Below are 20,801 nucleotides of genomic sequence, written 5' to 3'. Positions count from 1 at the left end.
CCTGCCGTCCCCCGCGCAGTGGGCGGACGTGGAGCGGCTGGCGCCGCTGACCGGCCGGGATCCGGCGCCGGCGGACAAGCCGATGTTCCGGCACGAACGGGCGAAGTTCGAAGCCGCGGGACTGACGCCGCAGCCGTCGCGGCTCGTGCGTCCGCCGCGCGTCGCGGAGTGTCCGCTGCGGCGGTGCAATCGGACATTTCCGGCGACTTTCACATCGTCGAAGCGCAGGTCACGACCATGCACGGGCCCGGAGCTCGGACACAGCTTCCGGTCCGGAACGCCGTGAAGGCCCCCTCACCGGCGCAGTGCCGGCGAGGAGGCCTTCACAGACCATCAGCTATTGGTAGATCTCGCCCTTGGCGGCCTTCTCCACGAGCGAAGCCGGCGGCTCGAAGTGGTCGCCGTACCGGGCCGCGAGCTCGCGCGACCGGTCGACGAAGCCCTGCAGGCCACCCTCGTACTGGTTGATGTACTGGATGACACCGCCCGTCCACGCCGGGAAGCCGATGCCGAAGATCGAGCCGATGTTGGCGTCCGCCACCGACGTCAGCACGCCTTCGTCGAAGCACTTCACCGTCTCGAGGGCCTCGGCGAAGAGCATGCGCTCCTTGAGGTCCTCGAACGGCACCTCCGCCGAGCCGGACTTGAACGCGTCGCGCAGGCCCGGCCACAGCCCGGTCCGCTTGCCGTCTTCTCCGTACTCGTAGAAGCCCGCGCCCGTCGAGCGGCCCTTGCGGTCGAACTCCTCGACCATCCGGTCGATGACGCCTTCCGACGCGTGCGCCTTCCACGTGCCGCCCGCGGCCTCGATCGCCTCGCGGGTCTCCTTGCGGATCTTGCGCGGCAGGGTCAGCGTCAGCTCGTCCATCAGCTGCAGCGGCGGCGCCGGGTAGCCGGCCTGCGAACCCGCCTGCTCGATCGACGCCGGCTCGACGCCCTCGCCCAGCGCGGCGACGGCCTCGTTGATGAACGTGCCGATCACGCGCGAGGTGAAGAAGCCGCGGCTGTCGTTGACGACGATCGGGGTCTTCTTGATCTGCAGCGTGTAGTCGAAGACCTTCGCCAGCGTCGCCGGGGACGTCTTCTCGCCGCAGATGATCTCGACCAGCGGCATCTTGTCCACCGGCGAGAAGAAGTGGATCCCGATGAAGTCCTCGGTGCGCTGCACGCCCTCGGCGAGGGTGGTGATCGGCAGCGTCGAGGTGTTGGAGCCCAGCACCGCGTCGGCGTTGACGACGCTCTCGATCTCGCCGAACACCTTGTGCTTCAGCTCGACGCTCTCGAAGACGGCTTCGATGACGAAGTCGACGCCCGCGAAGTCGGCCGGGTCGGCGGTCGGCTTGATCTTCGCCAGCAGCGCATCCGACTTCTCCTGCGTGGTCTTGCCGCGCGAGAGGGCCTTCTGCTCGATCTTGGCCGCGTAGCCCTTGCCCTTCTCGGCCGCCTCCAGCGAGACGTCCTTGAGCACGACGTCGATGCCGGCCTTCGCCGACACGTACGCGATCGCCGCGCCCATCATCCCGGCGCCGAGGACACCGACCTTCTTGGCCGTGTACTTCTCGAAGCCGTCCGGGCGCGAACCACCCGAGTTGATGGTCTGCAGGTCGAAGAAGAACGCCTTCGTCATGTTCTTCGAGACCTGGCCGGTCGCGAGGTGGATGAAGTAGCGCGTCTCGATCGTGATCGCGGTGTCGAAGTCGACCTGCGCGCCCTCGATCGCGGCGGCCAGGATCGCCCGCGGCGCCGGCATGTTCGTGCCCTTGATCTGCTTGCGCAGGTTCGCCGGGAACGCCGGGAGGTTGGCCGCGAAGCTCGGGTTGGACGGCGTGCCGCCCGGGATCTTGTAGCCCTTGACGTCCCACGGCTGGACGCCGCCTTCGGGGTTCGCCTTGATCCACGCCTTCGCGGCGGGGACGAGCTCCTCGACCGTGCCGACGAGCTCGTGCACCAGGCCGAGCTCGAGCGCCTTGGCCGGGCGGTGGCGCTGACCCTGCAGCAGGACGTTCAGCAGCGCGCTCTGGATGCCGAGCAACCGGACGGTGCGCACGACACCGCCGCCGCCGGGCAGCAGGCCCAGCGTCACCTCGGGCAGGCCGATCTGGCTGCCCTTGACGTCGGCGGCGATGCGGTGGTGCGTCGCCAGCGCGATCTCCAGGCCACCACCGAGCGCGGCGCCGTTGATCGCCGCGACGACCGGCTTGCCGAGCTGCTCGATGCGGCGCATCTGGCCCTTCATCGCGCCGCTGCCCTCGGTCAGCTCGACCGCGTTCTCGGGCTTCGCCTGGATGAGGTCGTTCAGGTCGCCGCCGGCGAAGAAGGTCTTCTTCGCGGACGTGATGACAACACCGGTGATGGTGTCCTTCTCCGCCTCGAGGCGGTCGACCGTGACACCCAGCGACTCGCGGAAGTCGGCGTTCATCGTGTTCGCCGACTGGTTCGGGTCGTCCAGGGTCAGGGTGACGATGCCGTCGGAGTCCTGCTCCCAGCGGATGGTCTTGCTCTCGGCCATTGTGGTCCTCACACCCGCTCGATGATGGTCGCGACGCCCATGCCGCCGCCGATGCACAGGGTCACCAGCGCGCGGCGCGCCTGGCGGCGTTCGAGCTCGTCGACCACGGTGCCGACCAGCATCGCGCCGGTGGCGCCGAGCGGGTGACCCATGGCGATCGCGCCACCGTTGACGTTGACCTTGTCCTCGTCGAGGTGCAGGTCCTTGATCCACTTGAGCACGACGGACGCGAACGCCTCGTTGAGCTCCCACAGGTCGATGTCCTCGGGCTTGAGGCCCGCGGTCTTCAGCACCTTTTCGGTGGCCGGCGTGGGACCGGTGAGCATGATCGTCGGCTCGGAGCCGATCGACGCGGTCGCCACGATCCGGGCGCGCGGCGTCAGCCCGAAGGTCTTGCCGATCTGCTCGGAGCCGACGAGCACCAGCGCGGCGCCGTCGACGATGCCGGAGGAGTTGCCGCCGGTGTGGACGTGGTTGATGCGCTCGACCGAGTGGTACTTCTGCAGCGCGACGGCGTCGAAGCCGCCCAGCTCGCCGATGCCCGCGAAGGCCGGCTTGAGCTTGCCGAGGCCCTCGACGGTCGAGCCCGGACGACGGTGCTCGTCGTGGTCGAGGACCGTGACGCCGTTGATGTCCTTGACCGGGACGACGGACTTGGCGAAGTAGCCGCCGGACCAGGCCGCTTCGGCGCGCTCCTGCGAGCGGACGGCCCACGCGTCGACGTCCTCGCGCGAGAAGCCCTCGATGGTCGCGATGAGGTCGGCGCCGGTGCCCTGCGGGACGATGTAGTTGTCGTACGCGGTGGCCGGGTCCATGAACAGCGCGCCGCCGTCGGAGCCCATCGGCACGCGCGACATCGACTCGACGCCGCCGGCGATGATCAGGTTGTCCCAGCCGGAACGGACCTTCTGCGCGGCGGTGTTGGTGGCCTCCAGGCCGGAGGCGCAGAAGCGGTTGAGCTGCACGCCGGCGACGGTCTCGGGCAGGCCGGCGTTCAGCGCGGCGGTGCGTGCGATGACCGCGCCCTGCTCGCCGACCGGGGAGACCACGCCGAGTACGACGTCGTCGATCACCGCGGGGTCGAGGTTCGGGTGGCGGACCTTGAGCTCTTCGATCAGGCCGACCACCAGGTCGACCGGCTTGGTGCCGTGCAGGGCACCGCCCTTGTTCTTGCCGCGAGGCGTGCGGATCGCCTCGTAGATGTAGGCCTCGCTACTCACAGAACAACTCCTCGCGAGCGGGTGGGACGTCTTCGTACCGTGACCGATGATACCGGCCAGTAGTGCTAATGGCCATTAACATATCGCCGGACAACCCCATGGTGTCAATGGGTTGCGGGTGTGCCGTTAGCCGCTATCGTTCACTCACCATGACCGACGTCGAGCGCTCCACGCGTCCCCGCGATCGCAAGGCCCAGCTGGCCGCGGTGGCGGCGGAGCTGTTCCGCGCGCGCGGCTTCCCCGGGGTCGGCATCAAGGACATCGCGGACGCGGCGGGCGTCACCGGGCCGGCGCTGTACCGCCACTTCGCGGACAAGCAGGCGATCCTCGCGTACGTCGTCCTCAGCGGCTTCGAGGACATGGAGGCGGCGACAGCGGAAGCGCTCTCGGACTCGGTTCCGCCCGCCGACCAGCTGGAATCCCTGCTCCGCCTGCTCGCGACGCAGGCCGTCGAGCGCCGGGAGATCGCGGCGTTGTGGCGCTGGGAAGGCCGCCACCTGCCCAAGGAGGACCAGCGGGAGATCGGCCGCCGCTCGGCGCTGGCGCTGTCGGCGTGGTCGAAGGCGTTGCTCGCCCAGCGCCCCGCTCTGTCCGGCGAAGACGCGGAGCTGCTGTGCTGGGCGGCACTGTCGGTGTTCGGCAGCGTGTCGGTGCACCACACGTCGGTGGCGCGCCGGCGGTTCGCCGCGCTGTTGGTCGAGCTGGCTCTCGGTGTGCTGAACGCCACACTCCCCACACCGTCCGCACCGCCGTCTTCACCGGTGAGCGGGCTCGGCACGCCGTCACGCCGCGAGCAGGTCCTCGCGGAGGCGACGGCCCTGTTCGCCCAGCGCGGCTTCCACGACGTGAGCATGGAGGAGATCGGCGCGGCGGCGGGCATCGCGGGCCCGAGCGTCTACCGCCACTTCCCGAGCAAGGCCGCCCTGATGGTGGCGATCGGCCACCGCGCGGCGGACCGGCTGGCGCTGGCGGCCGAGCGCGCGCTCCAGGCCCCGGACGAGCGCTCGGCCCTGCGCCGCTTGGCGGAGTCGTACGTGCACACGATTCTGCACACGCCGGAACTGCTGGTGTCGTTCTCGGCGGACCGCGTCACGATGCCCGACCGCGACAAAGCGGATCTGCTGCGCGTGCAACGCGATTACGTCGCGCAGTGGGTCACGCTGCTTTCCGCGATCCGCCCGTCCCTGCCGCCGAGGGAAGCCAAAATCACCGTCCACGCGGCGCTGACCATCGCAAACGACCTCGCGCGCACCCGTCGCGTGGCCGCCCGACCCCACTTCGCGGCGGAGTTGACGACCCTCCTGCACACGGTGCTCGACGTAGCCTGATCGGCGCACGGCGTCCGTCCCTGTCGAAACGGCCCGGAATGCGGGACAATGAAATCGGGCCGACGGGGTCCGCTCTCCCTGCGGAAGGGGAAAAGCGCGATGCAAGCAGCTCGTTCCGGCGCAGAAGACGGAATCGAATCCGAGCTCCTCGACCTCGGCGGCGTCTCCCTCACCAGACTCCGCACCCTGGAGGGCGGCGAGCTGCGCAAGTCGTTGCGGCATGCGGTGGAACGGGCCTCGCACGTGCAAGTGACCGCCAGCGGCAGTCAGGCCAAGCGGGTCGACTGATGTGGCACGGCGGGACAGCCGACGAAACCGAGTCCGCCGGTGTGTTGCCCCGGCATCAATTGCTCTGGTCGGATTTCGACGCGGTGGCGCGCGGCGAAGGCGGCCCTGAACCGGTGCGCAAGCTGCGCGCAGCCGAACGGAGCCGTCGCCTCCTGCTTCTGCGCAGCCTCGTCGAGGTCGCGACGAAGTCCGAAGACTCGTACCGGCCGCTGCCGTCGCCCGAAACCGCGTGGGAACTGCTGGCTCGAGTCGAACGACTGGCGCCGCACGCGCTCGAAACGATCCTCGCCCATCCCTACACCGGGACGTGGGCGGGTTACACGACGCGGCTCTGCCGTCAGGACATCAGCGGGGTCTGCCCGTTCTGGGTGCACCTCGGCCACTTGCACTGCCTGGCCGCGGCGGCCGCGGTGCGCGGCGGAATCCCGTTCGAGTCGGAACTACCGGTGTGGCACGGAAAAGCAGCTCTGCCGACACTAGGTCTCGCGCAACTGCGTACCGAGGCCCCGTTCTCCGTCGCCGTCATCCGGGGGAGCTACGGAAACGTGGAGGTCAGCAATCGGCGATCACGAGTTCACGTGCCGACGCTCACGTCCGCCGACGCGCCGGGCTGGCTCGGCGTACGCGAAGCCGTGGCGTGGTCCGGCGGCCGGCGGCTCGCCGTTCGCGTCGACGACCTGGATCCGTATCGCGGGCTGTACGAGCCGATTCAACCAGAACGGTTGAGTACCGTCGAAGTCGAATCCTGGCGAACGGTGCTCGCCGATGCATGGCGGCTGCTCACGGAATATCTGCCGGATGTCGCGGATGCACTGCCGGTCGGCCTGGACTCGCTGGTTCCCGAGCCCGCTGTGCCGTTCCGGCTGCCGAGCGCGTCGACCGGGGAGGCTTTCGGCAGCGCGATCATCTCCTACGGCGAGGACCCCGCGCCGCTCGCAGCCGCACTCGTGCACGAATTCCAGCACATCCGGCTGGGCGGACTGCTTCATCTCGTGCGGCTGAACCACGAAGACCGCAGGGAGCGGTTGTATGCGCCGTGGCGGGACGATCCACGACCGATCGGAGGCGTGCTGCACGGCATCTACGCATTCTTCGGTGTGACGTCTTTCTGGCGTGCCCTCGCCGCGGCGGAGCCGGACAACGAACTTGCCGCGTTCGAATTCGCGTTGTGGCGTGGACAGGTCTGGCGCACGCTGGCATCGGTCCGCACCGACGAAAACCTCACCGCGGCCGGGCGCCGGTTCTTGGACGGTGTCGCGGCGAAGCTCTCCCCGTGGCAGAAGGAATCCGTCGCCGCCGCCCCTCGGACATGGGCACGTTTCGCGGCCGAAGATCACTACGCGGCTTGGCGGGTCAGGCATTTGCGGCCCGACCCCGGCACGGTGGCGGAGTTGGCAGAGGCTTGGCGGGCCGGGGTCGCGCGACCGCATTCCGCTGTCGCGGCGTTGTCAGAACCTTCGCCGACGCCGGTACCGGACGGGGATTGGCACGACGCTCGCACGGATCTGATCCGGCTCCGCCTCGGCGTGGACGGTCGCGCGCGGTTCGCCGCGCGCGGGTCCGCTGTTCCCGGCGCGACGGGCGCCGATCTGCATTTCGTGGCCGGAAAGCCGGAGGAAGCCGCGGCGGGGTACCGACAACTCCTCGCCGTCAACCCGGACGACCCCGCGGCACTGACCGGGCTGGGACTGGCGCTCGCGGCCAGGAGCACCGGGCCGGCTTCCCGGGCACTGCTGCACCGCCCGGAACTGGTCCGGGCGGTGCACCGCCTTCTCCGTGACGAACCGGGATCGACTCTGTCGGTCGAAGCGATCGCCGGCTGGCTGGGCCGGTTCACCCACTGAGCGACCGGCTGGGAACAATTCGCGAAAGGACTGGCTACAACGGCATCGGGTCGATGTCGCAGTCCGCTCGGACACCGCGCAACGCCGACTCGGTACCCGGGTGGTTTTCGCCGAGCACCAAGCGATATCGCGTAAGCGCATCCTCGTAGAGCGTGTCCGCCTCGGTCGCTTCACCCAAAGCTCGCAAGTCCAGCGAACGGTTGAGCTGCACGGCCAACGTGGTCGGGTGATCTTCGCCCAGGACGCGGCGGGCACGGTCCAGCAGGTCGGAATCCATGGCCGCCGCCTCGGCGACCCGATCCAGGGCGAAGAGGTCACTCGCCAGGTCGATCCCGCAAACTATCGTGTGCGGGTGGTCCTCGCCCAGGGTTTCCCGCATTCCCGCCAGCGCCTTCTCATCGACGACCCGGGCGCTGGCCGGGTCGCCACCGAGCCGGAGGGTCACCCCGAGGTCGAGCTGAGCCGACAGGGTGTGCGGATGTTTTTCCCCGAGGTTCTCACGATAGAGATCGTAAACCTCTTCGCCGAGCGAACGGGCGTCAGCGAACCTCCGCGCGTGCCGGAGGTCGATGGAATGCCCCAACGCACAGGCCATCGCATTCGGGTGATAGTTACCGTAGCGATTGCGGAATTTCTTCAGCGCGTCACTTGAAAGCTCGAATGCTGCCACGTGGTCGCCGTCCTTGCGACAAGCCACCGACTCGAAGTAACGACGTCGAAGGGTGCCGATGCTATCGCCACCGTAAAGCTGTTCGGCCCGCTCGGCGATGCGTTGCATTTCAATCCTGGCCCATGGGTAGTCCCCCAGTTCACGCCTGGCGAGCACATGCACCACCTGGGTGACGATAGTGTTGTCGTTGTCGAAACCGAATATTTCTGCTCGGCGGGCGTATGTCTCTTGCGCGAGTTTGCGCGCTTCTTCGTACTCGCCGGTCAGCAGAAGGGCGACGATAAACTCGTGTGCGGACAACAAGGTGGTCGGATCGTCGTCTCCGAACAGGCCTCTGGCTTGCTCGTAGATTTCCCTGTTGCGATTCCGCGCCTCCGCGAAATCACCGCGCGCCTTCAAAATCAGCGCATACGTGAGCTGCGCTGTCAGCGTCTCTTCACTCTCCGGACCGACTGCCTCGATGTAACGTCGCCGCGTCTCCTTCGCGACTCTTTCAGCTTCGTCGTAGCGCCCGACGACCCAATAGAAGAACGCCAGCCGTTCGGACGCGCTGAGCTCCAGCAAGGGCGGGTCTTCAACGGGTTCCTCGCCGCGGGCGAGGCGTTCCTCCCGATCCGTCGCCCACGCTTTCACCGTCCGCTCGGCAAGCGCGAGCGCTCCCTGGTGGTCACCCCAGTGGTAGAGGAATTTGAAAAGGTTGATGACGAGTTGCCGCACCCAGGGATCGGTGCACTGGGTCAAGTCGGTGTCATAGATGTGCGGCAGGATCTCTTGGTACCGCGGCCACGTCTGCGTTGCCGCGGGGTCGTTCGGGTCGAGGTTCGCCAGCAGGAGGTGCGCGCCGTGGCGCATTTCCATGCGGTCTTGGTCGCCCATCCGGTTGCGCAGTACGAGCTGGACCAACCGGTGCAGCAGGAGGGTGTCACTTCGGTGGTCGATCTTGGCCAGGCCGTAGCGGTTGATGTCGCGGATCGCGCGACCGAGCCGCATCGGGTCCCTCAGGGCGGCGTCGAGTTCGGGGGCGACGGAGATCCCACGTACTCCGGCGAACAAGCTCCGGGAAATCGGCTCCGGCGCGAAGAAGGCACAGACTTGCAGCAACTGGTGAGCAGCCGGGCTGCGGGAGCTCAGCTCGTCGAAGGACACGTTCCACGCGGCGGCGACCGACACCTCGTAGTCGCTCGGCGCGGAGGTGTCGAGGATTTCGGTGACCTTCTCGTCGAACAGCCGCAGGTACTCGTCCGCCGGCATGCCGGTCTCGGCGAGCCACGCGGCGGCCTGCTCGACGGCGAGCGGCAGGTCTCCGAGCTTCTCCGCGATCAGGTCGGAGTCCTCGTCCGCGAGCGCGGAGCGGCGGAGGCTGAGCAGGTTCTTGCTTTCATCGCGTTGGAAGACCGCGACTTCCAGCGGTCGCGCGATACCGGCCCAGGTGGGGTTGCGGGACGTGACCAGGATCTGGCCGGGACCGTCGACCGGGAAGAAGGGCCGGACCATCTCCGGGTCTTCGGCGGAGTCGAAGACCAGCAGCCAACGACGGTAAGGGCGACCCAGCCGTAGTGCCTCGCGGACCGCCGGGACCGCGGTGATGGCTTCGTCGGCGCCCGGCAGCCGCAGGTGCTGGGCCAATTCGGTGAGCGACTTGCGGATCTGCGTGGGCTGGGTGGCTTGGATCCACCAGACGATGTCGTAGTCTTGCAGGTGCCGGTAGATATATTCCACCGCCATCTGCGTCTTGCCAATGCCGCCCATTCCGTGCAACGCCGCAGGCAGGACAGCGGTGGTGCCCGCACCCAGCCGCTCGCCCAATTGATCGAGTAGTTCACGTCTCCCGGTGAAATTGGGGTTTTTCGGTGGGACAACACCCCAAACGGGTGGTGCTTCATCACCAGATCGGCGTACGCTTCGACTGGTCATGGCGGCAACTTCGCGGACGACCTTCGTGCGCAGAGCCGGCGGCGTCTCACTGGGCGACGGGGATATGTCCGCGGTCCCGGCATCGGGGCGGACAACGGATTCAGGTTCACTCGCGGAACCCATCGGCTTGAGTTCCTGCGACATCGTGTCACTCACCGCCGGGATGTTAGTGGTTCGATCGCCGAGCTGACCAATGCCCGCGATTCTACTCTCCAACCGATCCGCCCGGGACAAATACGGGCCGGACAACGCACGCATGAGGTCACGTTCCAGTGCTATCTCCGCGGGCGTCGCCGCCGGGAGAACGGGGTCCGGGGTGGCGTCCGGGGCCGCCAGTGCGGCCTGGAGCCGCACCAGCACCGGCATCTGGTCGCCGTAGCGGCGGGAAGCGCTGATCACCGCGTGCGCCGTGTCCGAACGCCGGGCGCCGCGCAGGAGCAGCTGGCGCACGTGGCCGGCGAACTCCCATTGCGAGCGGTCCCACGGTGTTCCGTCGCTGGCTCGCTCGAGCAGGCCGCTGGTGAAGACCTCCGCGAGGTGGTCCGGGCCGGAACCCGGGACGAGCTCGGCCTGCAGCGTCCGGGCGACGCCGACGTCCACGGGTACCGCCGCGAGCAGCGTGGCCAGCCGGAACGCCGGTGGCGACGCCGAGCTGTGGAAGTGCTGCACCTTTTCCCGTGCGGACCGCTCCACCCGCTCCCCCGCCTCGGCATCGACCGGGCGCGGCTCGTCGTGGGCGAGCACGACCGCGGCTTTCCGCGCCACGCCGCCCACTCCCGTCACCAGCGACGCCCACCAGCCGATCCACCGGTCCTGCAGCTCCAGTACCGGCACCGCCACCGCGCCGGCCGTGAGCTCCTCGGCTTCCTCCGGGTCCAGCAGCGCGTCGGCTGAACGTACGTCGTAAGTCCCGTTGGGGCGCAGGGGGCCCGGTGAGGTGAGCACCGTCTGGCGGACGCCCATCCCGCCGCGCGACCAGAGCCGGTGGGGCAGCAGGTGCACGATCGCGACCGGCATCGCCCGCCCCCACCGGGCCAGCATCGGGGAGACCAGGTCCCGGTGCCACGCGTCGCTGACGCCGTCGGTGACCAGCAGCAGCAAGCTCCGGCCCGCCGAGCCGATCAGTTCCCCCGGCCCCCTCGCCGGGGCGTCGGCCGTCCCGCCACGCAGGGTGGGGCCGACGACCGCGCCGCCTTCCGCGGGCCCGGTCTTGCCCGTCTCGAGCAGCCGGACCCGGACGGACCGGAAGGCGCCGACGCGTTCCACCAAGCGGACGAACGCGTTCACGGTGGGGGTCCAGAGCGCCATCGACGGCGTCGAATCGATCACGAGCGTGAGGTCGAGCCAGCGGTCGCGGCGGCGGCGGGTGATCGGCAGCCACATTTCGCTCTGCGCCGCTTCCTCCGCGGTGCGTTCTTCGTCGAGTTCGACGTCGGCGTCGCTCTTGGACGCGACTTTCCGCTTGAAGGGCCGCAACGCGCGGACGAGCTGGGCCGCTCCGGGCAGGACCGGCGCGGTCGCCACTTCGGCGAGTTCCACGTCCGCCCGCCCCGCGCCGGGCTCGCGTGCGAGCAGACCGCCGTTTCCGGCGGCCTGCTCGGTGAGCCACTCGCGGTCGTCCGCCGGTGGGTCCGGGGCCGGACCACCTCCGCCGGCGGCCGGTACGAGTTCGGGTTCGTCGTTTTCCCGGGCCGCCGGTTCGGGGCCTTCCCGCCGGTTTTCGACCGGGTCCGGCGGCGGTGCGGCCGGTCGCGCGGGGCGCTCCGCCGGTCCTGGGGCCGGCATCGCGGTCCCGTTGATCGCCGCCATGAGCCACAGGCCGTCGCCGAGTTCGGTCCACGTCAGGTCGGGCTCGCCCGCGGTGGGGTCCGGCATCTCACGGCCCCTGCGGGTTGAGCTGGCGCCACAGCGAATCGACCAGGCGTGGCCAGGCGTCGGTCTCGGGCCGGTAGGCGCCGGAGGTCGCCAGGAAGATCGCGTCGAGCAGTTTGTCGGCCGGCAGGCCGCCCACCGTCGCGCTGCGGGTGACGAAGTCTTCGATCAGCGCGGCCCGGTGGCCGTCCGGGTCGATGGCGTGCGCGGCGACCATCGCCGCGAGCTGGTCGGCGTCCGGCTCCCGGGTTTCCAGCCGCAGGCACCGGCGCAGGAACGCGGGCGGGAATTCCCGCTCACCGTTGCTGGTGATGACGACGACGGGGAACGCCGCGCACCGGACCCGGCCGTGCTCGATTTCGGCCTTGTACCCCGGATCCGCCGTGAACACCTCGGCCCGCACCGAGCGCCGCGCGTCCCGGGCCAGCTCGGGGACCGCGAATTCGCCGTCTTCGAACAACCCGAGGAGGTCGTGCGGCAGATCCGATTCGGACTTGTCCAGCTCGTCGATCAGGAGCACCCGCGGCAGCCTGCGCGGGAGGAACGCCGTGCCCAGCTCACCCAGCCGGACGAACTCGCCGATCGGGACCTCGCCCGGGGTTCCCGCGCCGGAGGCGGCGAGTTCCTTCCACGCGGCCGCGGCCTGGACCCGGCCGATCGCGTCGTAGTCGTAGAGGCCGGACTTGAGCGTGGTCTGCGAAGTGATCGGCCAGCGGAGCACCCGGCCGAGTCCCAGTTCCCGGGAAATCCGGTAGGCCAGGCTCGACTTGCCGCTCCCCGGCCTGCCGGTGACCAGCAACGGACGGCGGAGGTACAGCGCCGCGTTGACCATCTCGACTTCGTGCTCGTCAACGGTCCGCGCGGAGTAGCTGAGCTCCGTGCCCAGCTTGCGCTCGACTTCCCCGTCGTCGGGCGGGAAGACGTCGCGCTCGGGAAGCACGGCTCCCCGAAAGGTCCGCCACGGCGGTGGGGCCGGCAGCCGGTCGGCCAGCCTGATGTCGTGCAACGGACGGCCGGTACCACGGTAAATCCACCAATCGGGCGGACTGTCCGGATGCTGTGACGCACCGATCCGGGTGTCAGGAAGCTCGGTCACGCGAATCGGCACCTCCTTCGAGGTGCCCGATGATCCCGGTTTCGCCGAGGGGAAGCAACCGATTCGGGTCGTCCCATAGCACCACCAGGTCCGTGAGTACACCACCATCGCCCGGGGACGGCGGATTCCGAAGAGCTTCCAGTCGAGACTCCCTCGCCAGCGCGGGCAAATCCCCCAATCCGCCACGGCTTTCGGCTAGCCAGGCTACCACTTCGCGTACGACTTCCGAAGAGGCCGACGGGTGCCAGACGATGACCGGGACCCCCGCTCGCAACGCCGGCAAAAGCTCGTCCCCGCCCGATGTCGCCCTGACCGGCGGCGATTCGGTGAGCACCGCCATCGCCCATTGCCGATTGCTCAAAACAGCCTCCAGCCGAAGTCGATCGGGACTGTCATCGGCGCTACAGAAATACACCCGTTCGAACGAAGGATCACGAGTCCAGGACTCCCAACGCTGCCGCCACACGCGGTGCCAGCGCGGCGAGCTCATCCGTTCCAGCGAACGCACCACGGTCGGGTAACTGAGGTACAACGGTTTGGGTGAACCGGAAGCGCGCTCCGTGGCCCACGCGTGCACCGGCAGGTTCAACAAGGCACGCGGCAGGACGAATTCGACCACCACGTCGGCCACCACCTCGGACCAGGCCTCTTCGGCCTCGGCCACCAGCACGTCGACGTGGCGCTCCAGCTGGCTCTCGCGGACCCGCACCGTCTCGCCGCAGGCGGGCGGCCAGTCCGCCGGATCTTCTTGCCGCCACGAGGACAACTCGTACAGGTCGTCGTCGATCGGATCCGGCCGCACGACCACGACGAGGTACAGCCGGCCCGGTGCCGGCCGGGGCACCGTCAGTTCTGCGCGCAGCTGGTCCAGCGCGTCCCGGAGCCGGAGCCGCCGGACCTGCCCGTCGGACCACGCGCGCAGTTCCGCGGCGAGGGCGGGTTCGCACTCGTCCGCGATCAGTTCGACGAACATCAACAGCGGCGGCAATTCCCCGGGACCCGCGTTGAAGTCGGCAAGACCGGAGAAGGCCGCCGACGCGTCTTCGTAGCGCGGCGGCGGAGAGACGTAGCGAGCGGCGCGGCGCACGGCCGTCCCGAGTCCCGGCGGCGCGAAACCCGCCAGCCGTTCCCGCAGTTTCTCCTGTTCGGCTTCCGGCACGACCTCGTGCATCCTGACCGAAGAAACCAGGGCGCGGACCTCGGCGCATTCCTTGCTGCCGGGGCGGAGGAACTCGATCACGCCCGCGAGCACGGTGAGCCCCTCGCGGAGGCGGCAGCACGCGGAGACGATTTCGATCAGCTGGTCACGGCCGGTCAGCTGGTCCGAAAAGGTGAACGGGTGGTCGAGCGCTTCGCGCAGTTCGCCCACCATGAGGGTGCGGATGGATTTGTCGTCGGCGAAGCCTGCGACCACCAGCACGTCCACCACTGCCCGGCGGACCGCGATACCCGGGCCGGGCTGCCCCTGCCTCGCCGCCACCTGCCGCACCACCTCCCACCCCCGAGAAGCGCACCGAAGATCGTGAGTTTACCTGTTCGGCGTAACCGTAAAAGGGCAAAAACATGACACAGAGCGTGCCTGGCCACCGCATGTGCGAACTTCTGCGGTCACGGCCGGGGAACAGGCATCCCCGGAAGCCGTTTCACGACGCTTCGGCCATCCGGGGTTCCAGCCCGTGAAAAACGCCGGGACCCCCTGCGCCGTCCGGAGTAAGGTGAGCTTCGCAGGCCACCTCGCAAGGGTGATCGAAGGGGCGTGCTAGCTTACGCGCGCCTCCAAGCGGGTTCTCGGGAAAGGGGAAATCGCGATGCGATCGCCGGGCGGCAACAGGCGACCGGAGATCGAATCCGAACTCCTCGACCTCAGTGCGGTTCCGCTGTCCCAGCTGCGGAAACTCGACTCCGCGGCCTTGCGCAAGTCGGTGCGTCACGCCGCCGAACGAGCCGCGCACATCCCGGTAACGGCGAGCGGGAGTGAAGCGAAACGGGTCGAGTAAGCCGCTGCCCGAAGGACTGATCGTGCTCCCCTCAAGCAACACACCCGAATCCGTCATGCACACCTTCTCCTGGACGGAGTTCGACCTTCTGGCGCGTTCCGAAGGCGGCCCGGGCCTGGTGCGGCGATTGCGGACCGCGGACCGCAGCCGCCGGCTCCTCCTCCTGCGGGACATCATCGACAAGGTGGCGGCGATGCCGGCCCTCCGCGGTCCGCTGCCGTCCCCTGAACGGGCGTGGGACCTGCTCGTGCTCGCCCAGGAGACCGACCCGGCCGCGCTCGACGAGGTGCTCACCCACCCCTACACCGGCAGCTGGGCCGGGCACACGACGCGCCTGCTCCGGCAGCTGACCACCGACGCCCGCCCGCTGTGGGTCCACATCGGACACGTCCACGCACTGGCCGCGGCCGCCGCCGTGCGGGCCCGGATCGGCACCTTCCAGGTGAAGGTGCCGGTGTGGCACGGGGACGTCGCCCTGCCCACCCTCGGCCTCGCGCAGCTGGGCAGGCGCCCGGACGCCGAGACGGCCGAGCTGAAGTCGGCGGGCGGCCGGATCGAGATCGTGACCGGCGACCGGGTCGTCGTGGTGCCGGCCGATCCGTCCGCCGACGCACCGGGCTGGCGCGGGATCCGCACCGCGGAGCTGGGTACCGGACGGCGGCGGCTCTCGGTGCGGCTCGACGACGTCGACCCCTACCGCGGGCTCTTCGGCCCCTCGGCGCCCGACCGGCTGGACCCCGCGGACCTCACCACCTGGCGCGGCCTCCTCGAGCAGGCCTGGGACTTGATCGTCCGGCTGCTCCCGGACTTCGCCGACGCCCTTCCCGCCGGTCTCGACACGATCGTGCCGAGACCGCGGTTCCCGTTCCGGCTGCCGAGCGCGTCGAGCGGCGAGGCGTTCGGCAGCGCACTCATCTGCCGCCCCGAGGACCCCGTGACGCTGGCCGCGGCGCTGGTGCACGAGTTCCAGCACATCCGGCTCGGCGGTTTGCTGCAGTTCGTCCGGCTGCACACCGAAGACCGGTCCGAGCGGCTCTACGCCCCGTGGCGTGACGATCCCCGCCCGCTCGGCGGAGTCATCCACGGGATCTACGCCTTCTTCGCGGTCACCGAGTTCTACCGCGCGTTGAGCACCCGCCGGCCGGACGACGAACTGGCGGCGTTCGAGTACGCCCACTGGCGGCACCAGGTCACGCGGACCCTCGACACGGTTTGCGCGGACGAGGCACTGACCGAACCGGGACAGCGGTTTCTCGCGCTCGTCGCCGAGCGCGCCCGAACGTGGCAGGACGACGACGTGCTCGCGACCGCAGCGCACTGGTCGGAGCTGATGGCCGCCGACCACCACGCGGGCTGGCGGCTCCGCCACCTCCGGCCGGAACCGGAAGCGATCGAGCGGATCGTCGACGGCTGGTTGAGCGCAGCGCCCGGTCCGGGCATCGACGGCGTGGGCACGACACTGGTCACCGAACCGGACGGCGACTGGACCAACGCGCGCGCCGACCTGCTGCGGGTCCGCCTCGGCGAGGACGGTGGCCGCCGGGCCCGGGCCCTCTGGCAGGACGTGCCCGGCGCGTCCGAAGCGGACTTCGCCCTCGTGGACGGCCGTGGAAAAGACGCGCTCGACGCGTACCGGACCGGACTGCGCGAAACCCCGGACGCACCGGCGGCGTTGATCGGACTGGGTCTCGCCCTGCGGACGACCGGCGACCCGGCGGCCGCTGACGTCCTGCTCGGCCGCCCCGAAGTCGTCCGCGCCGTGCTCCGCGGAATCCGGCGGCGACCGGCCCCGGAGCCGGCCCCCGAAGAAGTCGCGCGCTGGCTCGCCACCGGCCGCTGACCGGTCAGAGGGGCGTCGGGTCGATGTCGCACACGGCGCGCACCCCGTGTTCGGCGGCCATCGTCACCGGGTGATCCGCCCGGAGCACCCGGCGGTAGCGGGCCACGACGTCCTGCTCCTGCAGCGCGGCTTCCCGGTTCCGCCCGGCCGCGCGCAGGTCGATCGCCCGGTTGAGCTGGGCCGCCAGGGTGACCGGGTGGTCTTCGCCCAGGACGCGACGAGCTCGCGCCAGGCTTTCGGCGTCCGTGGCCAGCAGCCCGGCGGCCGACTTCGGAGTGCCGGCGGCGGCTCGGTCGTTCGCGAGGTCGATGGCCGCGGCGATCGTGTGCGGGTGGTCGGCGCCGAGGGCTTTCCGCAATTCGACGAAAGCCTTGCGATCCCGGTCTCGCGCCGCTGAGGAGGCACCCAGGAGCCGGAGTGTCACGCCGAGGTCGATCTGCGCGACGAGGGTGTGCGGGTGCCGGTCGCCCAGGCTGGCCCGGTACAGGTCGACCGCCTGCTGCCCGAGGCTCCTCGCCGCTTCGAGATCCCCGACGCACCGCAGATCGATCGAATGCGCGAGCACGCACGGAAGGGTGTTCGGGTTGCCGAGACCGTAGCGGGACCGGAAGCGTTCCAGCGTGCTCCGCGACAGGGTCAACGCGGCCTCGTACTGCCCGTCCTTCCGCAGCGCCACGGCGAGGTGGTGCTCCCGCCGGACCACGCCGGCGTTTTCGTCACGGACCAGCCGCCGGACCCGCTCGACGATCTTCTGCTGTTCGAGCCGCGCGAGGGTGTAGTCCCCGACCTCCCGGCGGCAGATCGCCAGGATGTTCAACGTGCTGATGGTGGCAGCGTTGTCCGGCCCCAGGATTTCCGCGCGCCGCGCGTAAGTGTCTTCGCCGATTCGCCGGGCTTCGTCGTACTCGCCGGTCAGGAGCAGGCACACGACCAGATCGTGGGCGGCGGTCAAGGTCTTCGGTTCGTTCCCGCCCAGGACGGCGGCCGCCTCGTGGTAGGTCGCCAGGTTGAGTTCGCGCGCGCCGGCGAAGTCCCCACGGGCCTTCAGCACCGCGGCCACGGCCAACTGGGCGTTCAAGGTCTGTTCCGACCGGCGTCCGGTGGTCTCCTTCTGCTGGTAGAGCCGGAGGGTGCGGTTGTTGATCACCTCCGCTTCTTCGTACCGGCCCAGTGCCCACAGGAAGATGCCGAGCCGTTCCGACGCCTCCAGCGTCAACGCGTCCGCTTCGCCGAACCGGTCCGTCCACGCGTCCACCACCCGCTGGGCGAGCATCGTCGCGCCGGTGTGGTCGCCCCAGAAATAGAGGAATTTGAACAGGTTGATGACGAGCGTGCGCACCTCGTCGTCACCGCAGTCGATCAGCTCCGCGGCGTAGATGTGCGGGAGCACCAAGTGGTATTGCGGCCAGAGGCGGGCCGCCGCCGGGTCGCCCGGGTCGCGGTTCGCGAGCAGCATGTGCGCGCCGTGGCGGATGTCGCGGCGGTGCTGGTCGCTCATCCGGTTGCGCAGCACCAGCTGGACCAGCCAGTGCAGCCGGAGCGTGTCGGACCGGTGGTCGACCTTCGCCAGCCCCCAGCGGTTGATGTCGCGCAGGGCCTGGTCGAGCTGGGTGGGGTCGCGCATGGCCGCGTCGAGCTCCGGTGCGATCGACAGCCGCCGGACTCCGGTGAAGAGGCTCCGGGAAATCGGCTCCGGCGCGAAGAAAGCACAAACCTGCAGCAACTGGTGGGCGGCCGGGTTGCGGGTTCCGAGCTCGTCGAACGAGACGTTCCACGCGGCCGCGACGTGCACCTCGTACTCGGTCGGTGCCGACGTTGCGAGGATTTCGGCGGTCTTGTCGTCGAACCGGCGCAGGTATTCGTCCACCGGCAACGCGATTTCCGTGCGCAGCGCGGCCGCCTGGGCGAGCGCGAGCGGCAGATCGGCGAGGTGCCGCGCCATCCGGTCGGCCTGGTCCGCGTCGAGCCGCCGGTCGTGCAAGCTCAGCAGTTCCGTACTTTCCGCACGCGTGAAGGAACCCACCTCGATGGGCTCGGGGAAGACGTCCGGCCAGCCGGGGTGCCGGGTCGTCACCAGGATTTCGCCCGGTCCCTCGGCCGGGAGGAACGGCAGCGCCGTTTCGGGGTCGTCCGCCGAATCGAACACCAGGAGCCAGCGGCGGTACGGCTCGCCGTCGGCCAAAGCTTTGAGGACCTCGGGTACCGCCGTGACCGTCTCCGCCGCGCCGGGCAAGTCCAGTTGCCGGGCCAGTTCCGTGAGGGACGCGCGGATCTGCGTCTCCTGTGCGGCACTCACCCACCACACCAGGTCGTAGCGGTCGAGGTTGCGGTAGACGTACTCCGTCGCTATCTGGCTCTTGCCGAGCCCGCCCATGCCGTGGAGGACCGCGCGGCCGCCGTTGTGGAGGTCGTGCGCCAAGGCGGCCAAAAGCCGTTGGCGGCCGGTGAAGTCCGGGTTGCGGGCCGGTACCGCGCCCCAGACCGCCGGGGCGTCCGTGGTCAGCTGGCGGACTCGCTGGCGGGAGTCCGCCGCTTCCTCGTGGACGTCGGCGACCAGGTTCTCGGTCGTCGATCCGGGGTCCGGCACTTCGCCCGGCACCTGCGCGCCCAGCTCGGATTCCCAGTGGCGCAAGCGATCCGCGCGGCCGGCGTACGGGCCGGACAGGGCCCGCATCACCGCGCGTTCGAGTGCGACGCCGGCGGCCAGGCCGGTGTCGGCTTCCGGCAGTGGCGCGTGTTCGGGGTCCTCCAGCGCCGCGGCGACCCGGAGCAGGACCGGGTGCCGGTCGCCGAAGCGGCCGCCGGTGGCGCGGACGACCTGGACCGTGTCGGATCGGCGGCCGGCGGCGAGCAGGGCTTCCCGGACCGCGAGCGGGAATTCGTAGACGAGCTCGTCCCAGCCCTGGCCCGCTTCGAGGGTCGCCGGAACGTCGAGGAGGCCGCTGCCCAGCACCTCCGCGAGGTCGGCCGTGTCCGCGTCGGGGACCATTTCGGCCTGGACGAACCGGGCGATCGGCAGGCTGACCGGGACCGCGGCCAGCAACGTCGCCAGCCGGAACGCCGGGGGCGAAGCGACACCGTGGAAGTGCTTCACCTGGTCCTGCGCCGACAACACCGGCCCGTCCCACGCCTCGGCCGGCTGCGGCTGGGCCCGGGCCAGCAGCACGACCGCCTGCACCGGGTCCGGCTGCGCGCGGCTGATCGTCCGCGCCCACCAGCCGAGCCAGCGCGGATCCAGTTCGACGACCGGGATCGGCACCGCGCCGGCGCCCGCCGTCTCCGGGTCTTCGCCGGTCAGCCAGGCGTCCGGGAGTTCGAGGCCGTAACGGCGGTTCGGCCGGAACGGGCCCGGTGTCGTCAGCCTGGCCTGGTGCAGCTGCGGCCCGGCCCGGCCCCACAGCCGCTGCGGAAGCACCTGGACGACCGCGACCGGCATGGTCCGTCCCCACTGGGCCAGCAGCGGAGCGACCGAATCCTGGTGCCAGGACTCGCCCATCCCGTCCGTCAGCACGACCAGGAGACGGCGGCCCGACGGGTCGAGCAGCTCGGCGGGCTGCCGTTCGGGCGCGCCGGGAGTGCCGCCCCGCAACACCGGCCCGGGCACCCCGTCGTCCGCGCGCTTGCCGGTTTCGAGCAGGCGCACCTGGATCGAGCGGAACGCGCCGAGCTGCCGGAGCAGTGTCAGGAACGCGGTCACAGTCGGCTGCCACAGCGCCATCGACGGACTCGAGTCGACGACGACGGTCAGGTCCAGCCCGCGGACCATGGCCGGTTTCGTGCGCGGGAGCCAGAGGTCGTCCTGCACCGCGTCTTCCGCGGTCAGCTCTTCGTCCAGGACGACGTCTTCTTCGTGGCGCGAAGGGCGGGTCCGCTTGAGCGGGCGGAGCGCGCGGATGATCGCGGCGGCCTCCGGCAGGAACCCGACCGGGCCGGACGCCGCTCCGCCGGACGCCCCCAGGATTTCCGTGCTCTTCGCCAAAGCGGTGACGATCCGGTCGGGTGGGCGGCCGAGCGGCGGGGTCACCGGTCCGGCCGGTTCTTCCGGCGGCTCCGGGAAACCGTGCGCTCGTTCGTCTTCTTCGACCGCGGGGTCCGGCGACTCGAACTCCGGGTGGGCGCGCGGTGCCGAGTCCCCGATCGCCATCGCGAGCCACACGGCGTCGCCCACCTCGCTCCAGCTCAGCTCGGCGACGGTGGGGACGTCGGGTGGCTCCGGTGCCACG

10 protein-coding genes are annotated in these 20,801 nt (G+C 70.0%); 4 read left to right on the top strand and 6 right to left on the bottom strand.

The window, feature by feature from the left end; all coding sequences use genetic code 11:
• Nucleotides 1-337 precede the first annotated feature (337 nt).
• The gene (locus AB0B33_RS01075; protein ID WP_360765277.1) at nucleotides 338-2,509 is read right to left on the bottom strand and encodes a 3-hydroxyacyl-CoA dehydrogenase NAD-binding domain-containing protein; all 2,172 of its coding nucleotides are present in this window, start codon (nucleotides 2,507-2,509) and stop codon (nucleotides 338-340) included.
• Between the two features lie 8 nt (nucleotides 2,510-2,517).
• The gene (locus tag AB0B33_RS01070; RefSeq protein WP_360765275.1) at nucleotides 2,518-3,729 is read right to left on the bottom strand and encodes an acetyl-CoA C-acetyltransferase; all 1,212 of its coding nucleotides are present in this window, start codon (nucleotides 3,727-3,729) and stop codon (nucleotides 2,518-2,520) included.
• A gap of 149 nt (nucleotides 3,730-3,878) precedes the next feature.
• Here AB0B33_RS01070 and AB0B33_RS01065 point away from each other — a divergent pair, with 149 nt between their 5' ends.
• The 3 genes from AB0B33_RS01065 to AB0B33_RS01055 all read left to right on the top strand — a co-directional run bounded on the left by AB0B33_RS01065 (nucleotide 3,879) and on the right by AB0B33_RS01055 (nucleotide 7,189).
• Nucleotides 3,879-5,057: a TetR/AcrR family transcriptional regulator gene (locus tag AB0B33_RS01065; protein WP_360765272.1), complete on the top strand. Its 1,179-nt coding sequence runs from the start codon at nucleotides 3,879-3,881 to the stop codon at nucleotides 5,055-5,057.
• 99 nt (nucleotides 5,058-5,156) lie between these two features.
• Nucleotides 5,157-5,345, top strand: a complete 189-nt coding sequence (locus AB0B33_RS01060) for a hypothetical protein (RefSeq protein ID WP_360765270.1) — start codon at nucleotides 5,157-5,159, stop codon at nucleotides 5,343-5,345.
• Nucleotides 5,345-7,189 carry an HEXXH motif-containing putative peptide modification protein gene (locus tag AB0B33_RS01055; protein ID WP_360765267.1) on the top strand — a complete coding sequence of 615 codons (1,845 nt, stop codon included), beginning with the start codon at nucleotides 5,345-5,347 and terminating at the stop codon, nucleotides 7,187-7,189. Before AB0B33_RS01060 ends, AB0B33_RS01055 begins: the two co-directional genes overlap by 1 nt.
• Before the next feature lie 34 nt (nucleotides 7,190-7,223).
• On the opposite strand, the gene fxsT (AB0B33_RS01050) is transcribed toward AB0B33_RS01055, so the two are convergent.
• From fxsT (AB0B33_RS01050) to AB0B33_RS01040, 3 genes are all read right to left on the bottom strand, one after another.
• Nucleotides 7,224-11,648, bottom strand: coding sequence for an FxSxx-COOH system tetratricopeptide repeat protein (gene fxsT, locus AB0B33_RS01050; RefSeq protein ID WP_360765264.1), 4,425 nt, complete (start codon nucleotides 11,646-11,648; stop codon nucleotides 7,224-7,226).
• A 1-nt stretch (nucleotide 11,649) separates the two neighbouring features.
• Nucleotides 11,650-12,651 carry an AAA family ATPase gene (locus AB0B33_RS01045; protein ID WP_360765261.1) on the bottom strand — a complete coding sequence of 334 codons (1,002 nt, stop codon included), beginning with the start codon at nucleotides 12,649-12,651 and terminating at the stop codon, nucleotides 11,650-11,652.
• 73 nt (nucleotides 12,652-12,724) lie between these two features.
• Entirely contained in the window at nucleotides 12,725-14,167 is a 1,443-nt protein-coding gene (locus AB0B33_RS01040) for a hypothetical protein (protein WP_360765259.1), read from the bottom strand.
• A 593-nt stretch (nucleotides 14,168-14,760) separates the two neighbouring features.
• On the opposite strand from AB0B33_RS01040, the gene AB0B33_RS01035 reads away from it, so the two are divergent.
• The gene (locus AB0B33_RS01035) at nucleotides 14,761-16,578 is read left to right on the top strand and encodes an HEXXH motif-containing putative peptide modification protein (protein WP_360765256.1); all 1,818 of its coding nucleotides are present in this window, start codon (nucleotides 14,761-14,763) and stop codon (nucleotides 16,576-16,578) included.
• A gap of 4 nt (nucleotides 16,579-16,582) precedes the next feature.
• On the opposite strand, the gene fxsT (AB0B33_RS01030) is transcribed toward AB0B33_RS01035, so the two are convergent.
• A complete protein-coding gene (gene fxsT / locus AB0B33_RS01030) occupies nucleotides 16,583-20,800 on the bottom strand; it encodes an FxSxx-COOH system tetratricopeptide repeat protein (protein WP_360765253.1) in 4,218 nt (1,405 codons plus the stop codon).
• Between the last annotated feature and the right edge of the window lies 1 nt (nucleotide 20,801).

It is taken from the genome of Amycolatopsis sp. NPDC049159 (assembly GCF_040648295.1).
GTDB classification, from domain to species: Bacteria; Actinomycetota; Actinomycetes; order Mycobacteriales; family Pseudonocardiaceae; genus Amycolatopsis; species Amycolatopsis pretoriensis_A.
This window is presented reverse-complemented; position numbering and strand designations above follow the sequence as displayed.

What these genes read in the sequence shown, in the direction of transcription:
- AB0B33_RS01075 (WP_360765277.1), bottom strand. Translation starts at nt 2,509, where the DNA reads ATGGCCGAGAGCAAGACCATCCGCTGGGAGCAGGACTCCGACGGCATC.
- AB0B33_RS01065 (WP_360765272.1), top strand. Translation starts at nt 3,879, where the DNA reads ATGACCGACGTCGAGCGCTCCACGCGTCCCCGCGATCGCAAGGCCCAG.
- AB0B33_RS01060 (WP_360765270.1), top strand. Translation starts at nt 5,157, where the DNA reads ATGCAAGCAGCTCGTTCCGGCGCAGAAGACGGAATCGAATCCGAGCTC.
- AB0B33_RS01055 (WP_360765267.1), top strand. Translation starts at nt 5,345, where the DNA reads ATGTGGCACGGCGGGACAGCCGACGAAACCGAGTCCGCCGGTGTGTTG.
- fxsT (WP_360765264.1), bottom strand. Translation starts at nt 11,648, where the DNA reads ATGCCGGACCCCACCGCGGGCGAGCCCGACCTGACGTGGACCGAACTC.